Here is a 6,849-nt window from a genome sequence, read left to right on the forward strand (position 1 = left end):
GACCGCTTAATTATGTTCGCCCGGCCTTGGCGGGGCGTGGGCCCCCCCCGGTGAGCGGGGGGCGGCCGGCGCCCGGCCTGACGGCTAACTCCTGCGGCGGGACGCCTCGTAGAGCACGACTCCCGCGGCCACACCGGCGTTCAGGGACTCCGTGCCGCCCGGCATGGGGATCCGCACGCGGTAGTCGCAGGTCTCGCCGACCAGGCGCGAGAGGCCCTTGCCCTCACTGCCGATGACGATGACCACGGGGCCGGACAGCGCCGGGAGGTCGCCGACCTCGTGGTCGCCGTCCGCCGCGAGACCGACGATCACGAGCCCGGCCTTCTTGTAGGACTCCAGGACGCGGGTCAGGTTCGTGGCCCGCGCCACGGGCGTACGGGCCGCGGCACCGGCGGCCGTCTTCCAGGCTCCGGCGGTCATTCCGGCGGCACGCCGCTCGGGGACGACGACGCCGTGCCCGCCGAAGGCGGACGCCGAACGCACCACGGCACCCAGGTTCCGCGGGTCCGTCACGCCGTCGAGCGCGACGATCAGCGGGTCCTCGCCCTGGTCGTACGCGGCGGCCGCGAGCTCCTCGGGGTGCGCGTACTCGTAGGGCGGCACCTGGAGCACGAGGCCCTGGTGGTTGAGCCCGTTGGTCATGCGGTCGAGCTCGGGGCGCGGTGCCTCCATGAGGTGGATGCCGCCGCGCTCACCGGCGAGCTGCAGCGCCTCGCGCACGCGCTCGTCGTTGTCGATGAACTGCTGGACGTAGAGCATCGAGGCGGGCACGCCCTCGCGCAGCGCCTCGACGACGGAGTTGCGTCCGACGACCATCTCGGACGTGCCCTTGCCGCGGCCCTTCACGGAGCCGGGACGCCGGCCGCCGCCTCCGGGGCCACCGGTGGCCTTCTTGGCCGCGGCGCCGGCGATGCGGTTCTTCTTGTGTCCCTTGCGCGCCTCGGCGGGCGGCGTCGGGCCCTTGCCCTCAAGGCCGCGGCGCCGATTCCCACCGCTGCCGACCTGCGCGCCCTTCTTGCCGGACATGCGGCGGTTGTTAGCGGCCATGACCTACCTGTCTCTGTGATGCGTGCGCCTGCCTTCGAACGGCGTGAGTGCGCACTGCGTGAACTGCGTACGTATATGAAGTGTGCCGCCCGGGTCGCCGGGCGGCACATCGCCAGGTCAGACGCTCAGCGCGGGCCGAGAGTCCACCGGGGCCCGGTCGGGCTGTCCTCGATGACGAGGCCGGACTGGTTGAGCTGGTCGCGGATGGTGTCGGCAGTGGCCCAGTCCTTGCGGCCCCGCGCCGCCTCACGCTGCTGGAGCACGAGACGTACGAGAGTGTCGACGACCCCGTGGAGGTCGTCGCCGCGGTCGCTCTCACCGGCCCACCGCGGGTCGAGCGGGTCGAGGCCGAGCACGCCCAGCATGGCCCGCACCTCGGCGAGCCGCTCCACCGCGGCTTCCTTGTCGTCGGCGGCCAGGGCGGAATTGCCCTGCCGTACGGTCGTGTGGACGATGGCGAGCGCCTGCGGGACGCCCAGGTCGTCGTCCATCGCGTCGGCGAAGGCGGGCGGCACCTCGGCGGCGGGCTCGACGACGCCCCCGGCCTTCTCGACGACGCGCTGCACGAAGCCCTCGATCCGCGCGAACGCGGACTCCGCCTCGCGCAGGGCCTCCTCGCTGTACTCGATCATCGAGCGGTAGTGCGGGGTGCCCAGGTAGTAGCGCAGGACGATCGGGCGCCACTTCTTGACCATCTCGGACACGAGGACGGAGTTGCCGAGCGACTTGGACATCTTCTCGCCGCTCATGGTGACCCAGCCGTTGTGCACCCAGTACCGCGCGAACGCGTCACCGAAGGCCTTGGCCTGCGCGATCTCGTTCTCGTGGTGCGGGAAGATCAGGTCGATGCCGCCGCCGTGGATGTCGAACTCGCGGCCCAGGTACTTGTGGGCCATCGCCGAGCACTCCAGGTGCCAGCCGGGACGGCCGCGGCCCCAGGGGGTCTCCCAGCTGGGCTCCCCCTCCTTGGCGGTCTTCCACATGGCGAAGTCACGCGGGTCGCGTTTGCCGGTCTCGCCCTCGCCGGAGGGCTGGAGCAGGTTGTCCAGCTCCTGGTTGGACAGCTCCAGGTAGCCGGGGAAGGACTTCACGTCGAAGTAGACGTTGCCGTCCGACTCGTAGGCGTGGCCGCGCTCGATCAGGCCGCGCATCATCTCGACCATCTCGGTGATGTGCCCGGTGGCGCGCGGTTCGTACGTGGGCGGCAGGCAGCCGAGGACGTCGTAGCCGTCGTTGAAGGCCCGCTCGTTCTCGTACCCGATCGACCACCACGGGCGGCCCTGCTCGGCCGACTTCCGGATGATCTTGTCGTCGATGTCCGTGACGTTGCGGATGAAGGTGACGTCGTAGCCGCGGTGGGCGAACCAGCGGCGCATGATGTCGAAGTTCAGGCCCGAGCGGATGTGCCCGATGTGCGGGGCCGCCTGCACCGTCGCGCCACACAGGTAGATCGAGACACAGCCGTCGATGAGGGGGCTGAAGTCTCGGATCTGCCGGGCGCTGGTGTCGTACAGGCGAATCGTCACCACTCCAGGGTAGTGGTCGCAGGGCAGTGCCCTGCGACCTCTGGGGACAACAGGGCACGGAACTGTGACATGCGGGGGTGTGGGAGGGGTGCGGAAGGGCCTCAGAGGCGGCCGACGACCTTGCGCGGGGTGACGCGGACGACGACACGGGCGGCGTCGTCGGCGGATGAGGGGTTGAACTCCGCGTACTTCAGGCCGGTGTACTTCAGTGCCAGCTCGTCGATGAGGTCCTGCCCGCCTTCGGTGGTGATCGTCGCCTCGCCGCGGATCTCGGCGTACGTGTAGGGCGCGTCGAAGGGCTGAAGGAGCACCGTCACGCGCGGGTCGCGGCGCAGGTTCTTCTCCTTGCGGCGGCCGAGCGTGGTGGAGAAGAGCAGATCGTCGCCGTCACGCTTCACCCAGACCGGTGAGACCTGGGGGCTGCCGTCGGGCTGGACGGTGGCCACGTTGACGAAGACGGGGGTGTCGAGAAGGGCCTTGATCTTGTCGGACAGTTCGGCGGCCATTGCGGGTGCCTCTCTTCTCTCGTACGGCGGTTCTCGTACGGCGGTTCTCGTACGGCAGTGGATGACGTCTATCGCACGTCTTGCACGTCTCGCACGTCTCGCACGTCGGTGGATGACGTCGGGCTGCTGCGGGGTGCGTTCCCGATACTGCTCCAACACGCCCTGCCGCTGCGGCATTTCACCCGCCTTCGGTACGCCGTTCAGTCCGCCCGTACGACCAGTGCCGTGGCGATCGCGGCGAGGCCCTCGGCGCGTCCTGTGAGGCCGAGCCCGTCCGTCGTCGTGCCGGACACGGCGACGGGGGCGCCCACGGCGGCACTCAGCGTCTTCTGCGCCTCGTCGCGCCGCTTGCCGACCTTGGGCCGTACGCCGATGACCTGGACGGCGATGTTGCCGATCTCGAAGCCCTCGGCACGCACGATCCTGGCCGCCTCGGCGAGCAGCGTCACGCCGGAGGCGCCGGACCACTCGGGCCTGCCGGTGCCGAAGTGCGCGCCGAGGTCGCCGACGCCGGCCGCGGAGAACAGGGCGTCGCAGGCGGCGTGCGCGGCGACGTCGCCGTCCGAGTGCCCGGCCAGGCCCGCGCTCTCGCCCTCCCAGAGGAGCCCGGCACACCACAGCTCGCGCCCTTCCTCGAAGGCGTGCACGTCGGTGCCGATGCCCACCTGTGGGAGCGGGATGCGGGCCTGCTGGTTCTCAGAAGCCATCGTTGGCCCTCCTGCGGGCGAGTACGGCCTCGGCGAGGACGAGGTCGAGGGGCCGCGTCACCTTGAAGGCCTCTTCGTGGCCGGGCACGACGACGACCTGGAGGCCGAGCTGCTCGACCATGCTGGCGTCGTCCGTGACGTTGTCGGTGACGGTCGCGTGGGCGCGGACGAGGGTGTCGCGGTCGAAGCCCTGCGGGGTCTGCACGGCGCGCAGACGGGCCCGCTCGGGCGTGGCCACCACGGGCTCGGGCAGGCCCGGCTCCTTGGGGTCACCGGGCTCGACCTGCTTGACGGTGTCGGTCAGCGGCAGCGCGGGGACGACGGCGGGTGCGCCTTCGCGCACGGCCTCGATGACGCCGTCGACGGTGTCGACCGGCACGAGCGGGCGGGCCGCGTCGTGCACCAGGACGATGTCGATGCCGTCCGGCAGGGCGTCGAGGCCGAGCTTCACGGACTCCTGACGGGTATCGCCGCCGGGGACCACCAGGAAGTCGGTGCGCTCGGGCAGCGCGTGATCGGCGAGGAGGGACTTGACCTCGGCGGCGCCCTCCGGCGGGGCCACGACGACGACGAGCGAGACGGCGCGGGACGCGGCCATGGCCCGTACGGCGTGGATGAGCATGGGCGTGCCGTTCAGCGCGCGGAGCGCCTTGGGGGCGCCCGGGCCGAGCCGTACGCCGCGTCCGGCGGCGGGGATCACGACCGCGGTGCGGGATTCCTCAGACATCGCTTCCGTTCAGGTTTGTGTGCTCGGGAGAGGTGGGTATGGCCACAGCGACGCCGGGCACGAGCCCCTGACCGGACCCTTCCGTGACATCTGGTCGACAGCTGCCCGAGCCCGGCGCGCACACCGAGCGGCAACAGCGGGAACAGAGGCACAGGGAACAAGGCACCAGGAACACCGGGCACGACGCGAGCACGACGGCAGGAATTTCAGAGATCGCGTCTCAGAGGTTGCGTCCGGGTACGAACATGCCGCAGCGCCCGGCGACACCATTGAGGGTCAGCGGGCACCGCGGCATTCATGGCGCCACGACATATGCGTACGCGTATGTCAGGACGCGATCAGGACGCGAGAACCTCGTCAAGCAGGGCCTCGGCCTTGTCCTCGTTCGTGTTCTCCGCGAGGGCGAGCTCGCTCACCAGGATCTGGCGAGCCTTGGCGAGCATGCGCTTCTCACCCGCGGACAGTCCGCGCTCACGCTCACGACGCCACAGGTCACGCACGACTTCCGCGACCTTGATGACATCGCCCGAAGCGAGTTTCTCGAGATTTGCCTTGTAGCGACGGGACCAGTTCGTCGGCTCTTCGGCGTACGGCGCGCGCAGTACCTCGAAGACCCGGTCGAGCCCGTCCTGACCGACCACATCACGTACGCCGACGAACTCCGCATTGTCCGCAGGCACACGTACCGTCAAGTCGCCCTGAGCGACCTTCAGCACCAAGTAGGTCTTGTCCACGCCTTTGATCTGGCGAGTCTCAATGGCCTCGATCAGCGCGGCCCCGTGATGGGGATAGACCACGGTGTCGCCAACCTTGAACGTCATGTGACAGGTACCCCTTCCGTGGCTATCCATCCTAACACGAGAACCGCCTCTTCTGAATGGCGTTTTCGCAGGTCAGGGCGCATCTCGGGGCTTGACAACTGCAACAGGAACGTGCTGCGAAGGGCTTCCGGAGCGAGGTATTCGCAGGTGGGAGCGGCTCTCCGGGGGAGCAGAAACGCGCCCGTTACACGCCCTCCGAGAGCCCTCCAGAGGGCCGAACGTCCCGGTTTGCCAGGTTCCAGGCGGTGAACTTTCGCTACTCCGTTCGGCGATCGGAGAGATCTGCGACTCCGCCTTCGACGTAAATCCGGAATTGATCAAGATCCCTCGGTGATCAATATCCCGGACTTCCCCGGACCACCATGCATTCCTTACCGGATATCCGCAGGACGGGCTCCGATGACTCTTGACGGCGCTTATGTGAATGGTGAACGAGAGGCCAATGGCGTGAGAGTGACGGCAGTGGCGTGTGCGGCCGGAGACGAGTGGCATGTCGAGTGGCATGTGTGACCGGAGACAGCGAGTACACGGCAAGATCGCGGCGGGACGCGAGTGACCCGGGAGAGGCTGAAGGACCGTAGGGGCGGGTCGGGTGCGGTGGCGTGGGAACGGCTCGGTAACCTAAGGCCGCTGACACATACTTAGGGCGGCTTTACGGCCGTCCGTCTCCCGTCCTCGTTCAAGGAGTTGCCGCCGCCGTGAGCCGCAGCCTTCGACGTGGCGCCATCGCCGCCACCGCCATCGCGTTCTCGCTCGCGTCGCTCGCCGCGTGCGGCGCCGGTAACAACGCCCAGACGCACGAGATCAAGCCGGACAACGCCGCGACCGCCGTCGGCGACATCAAGATCCAGAACGCCATGGTGATCACCCAGCCCGACCTGAAGTCGACAGGTCCCGCGGTGATCGCCGCCACGGTCTTCAACAACGGCCGTACCGACCAGACCCTGGACGAGATCACGGTCACCGGTACCGGCAAGAAGGCCAAGATCACGCCGGCCAAGGACGACAAGGTCTCCAAGCGCGGCGGTCCGCTGACCATCCCCGCCGGCGGCTCGGTCGTCATCGGCGGCAAGGACAACGCCTCCGCCGTCCTGCCCAGCAGCCGCGAGGCCGTCAAGGACGGCAACGCGCAGCCGGTCAACTTCGTCTTCAGCGACACCGGCGACGTGAAGATGCAGACCTTCGTCGTGCCGGCCGAGAGCTACTTCAAGAAGTGGGGCCCGTCCGAGGTCCCCCAGGCGCCGGGCTCGAAGCCGACCGGAGTGGCGAGCGGTGAGCCCACCGACGGCACCACCGAGGGCGCGACGAAGGGCTCGACCGAGGGTGCCACCGGGGGCTCGACCGAGGGTGGCGGCGCCAACTCCTCGAACAAGCCGTCGGGCAACGCCTCCGACGAGGGCACGGACCAGTCCGAAGCCGGGTCGCAGGACGCGGGAACGACCGCGGGTACGGGCACCCAGCACTGACGCGACACGCGCACAGAGGGGGCGGGGCGGGAACCCGGTACTGGGTTCC

General features: G+C 69.3%; 7 protein-coding genes. 1 reads left to right on the forward strand and 6 read right to left on the reverse strand.

What is annotated here, in order from left to right; translation table 11 throughout:
- Positions 1 to 84: 84 nt before the first annotated feature.
- From rlmB to ACFVXC_RS42385, 6 genes are all read right to left on the reverse strand, one after another.
- The gene (rlmB, locus tag ACFVXC_RS42360; RefSeq protein ID WP_389917172.1) at positions 85 to 1,047 is read right to left on the reverse strand and encodes a 23S rRNA (guanosine(2251)-2'-O)-methyltransferase RlmB; all 963 of its coding nucleotides are present in this window, start codon (positions 1,045 to 1,047) and stop codon (positions 85 to 87) included.
- Positions 1,048 to 1,172: 125 nt separating this feature from the next.
- A complete protein-coding gene (gene cysS, locus ACFVXC_RS42365; RefSeq protein ID WP_389917174.1) occupies positions 1,173 to 2,573 on the reverse strand; it encodes a cysteine--tRNA ligase in 1,401 nt (466 codons plus the stop codon).
- A gap of 101 nt (positions 2,574 to 2,674) precedes the next feature.
- Entirely contained in the window at positions 2,675 to 3,079 is a 405-nt protein-coding gene (locus ACFVXC_RS42370; protein WP_389917176.1) for a PPOX class F420-dependent oxidoreductase, read from the reverse strand.
- A 200-nt stretch (positions 3,080 to 3,279) separates the two neighbouring features.
- On the reverse strand, positions 3,280 to 3,786 hold the full coding sequence (gene ispF / locus ACFVXC_RS42375; protein WP_389917178.1) for a 2-C-methyl-D-erythritol 2,4-cyclodiphosphate synthase: 507 nt from the start codon (positions 3,784 to 3,786) through the stop codon (positions 3,280 to 3,282).
- Positions 3,776 to 4,513 (reverse strand): 2-C-methyl-D-erythritol 4-phosphate cytidylyltransferase, encoded by a 738-nt coding sequence (gene ispD / locus ACFVXC_RS42380; RefSeq protein ID WP_389917180.1) that lies wholly within the window; start codon positions 4,511 to 4,513, stop codon positions 3,776 to 3,778. The genes ispF and ispD overlap by 11 nt, the downstream gene beginning before the upstream one ends.
- A gap of 338 nt (positions 4,514 to 4,851) precedes the next feature.
- Positions 4,852 to 5,334 (reverse strand): CarD family transcriptional regulator, encoded by a 483-nt coding sequence (locus tag ACFVXC_RS42385; RefSeq protein WP_003953493.1) that lies wholly within the window; start codon positions 5,332 to 5,334, stop codon positions 4,852 to 4,854.
- Positions 5,335 to 6,032: 698 nt separating this feature from the next.
- Here ACFVXC_RS42385 and ACFVXC_RS42390 point away from each other — a divergent pair.
- A complete protein-coding gene (locus tag ACFVXC_RS42390) occupies positions 6,033 to 6,800 on the forward strand; it encodes a DUF461 domain-containing protein (RefSeq protein WP_389917182.1) in 768 nt (255 codons plus the stop codon).
- The last annotated feature ends 49 nt before the right edge of the window (positions 6,801 to 6,849 follow it).

The sequence above is a fragment of the Streptomyces sp. NPDC058257 genome, assembly GCF_042881845.1.
Classification (GTDB): Bacteria; Actinomycetota; Actinomycetes; order Streptomycetales; family Streptomycetaceae; genus Streptomyces.